Origin of the sequence: Microtetraspora sp. AC03309 (genome assembly GCF_020826795.1) — a bacterium.
Taxonomy (GTDB): domain Bacteria; phylum Actinomycetota; class Actinomycetes; order Streptosporangiales; family Streptosporangiaceae; genus Microtetraspora; species Microtetraspora glauca.
Genome location: NZ_JADDIL010000500.1, coordinates 1 through 461, shown reverse-complemented (window position 1 = coordinate 461; position 461 = coordinate 1). Strand labels below are relative to the sequence as shown.

At 67.5% G+C, this 461-nt stretch carries 1 pseudogene; it reads left to right on the top strand.

Annotated elements, in window-relative coordinates:
• Positions 1 to 326 (top strand): annotated as a pseudogene (locus IMZ11_RS44050) (thiamine pyrophosphate-requiring protein); the annotation flags it as partial.
• Between the last annotated feature and the right edge of the window lie 135 nt (positions 327 to 461).

The following is a 461-nucleotide window of genomic DNA, read 5'->3' as shown; positions in this document are numbered from 1 at the left end:
CCAAGTTCCCCCAGTCGCAGGACCTTCCGGACGTGGACTACGCCGCGTTTGCCCGCAGCCTCGGCCTTCACGGCACCAACATCGACGACCCCGACGCGCTCGGAGGAGCCTGGGACCACGCCCTCGGTGCCGATCGCCCCACCGTGCTCGATGTGCGCTGCGACCCCGACGTACCGCCGATCCCGCCGCACGCCACCTATGACCAGGCCAAGTCTCTGGTCGAAGCGGTCCTCGGCGGGGACGAAGATGCCAAGGGTTTCATCAAGCAGGGCGTCAAGCAGAAGCTGCAGCAGTACCTTCCGCATGAGAAGCAGGACCGATCATGAACGCCGTCGCGGCCGCCCTGCGCGCGGTTCGCACCGGCCGCTTCGAACGCACCTTGTCGGTGCCGCAGTGTCCGAGCGCGCGTCGGACTACCGGCTCGGCTGAAGGCCGTCACTTGCGCCAGAAGAGATGATGGG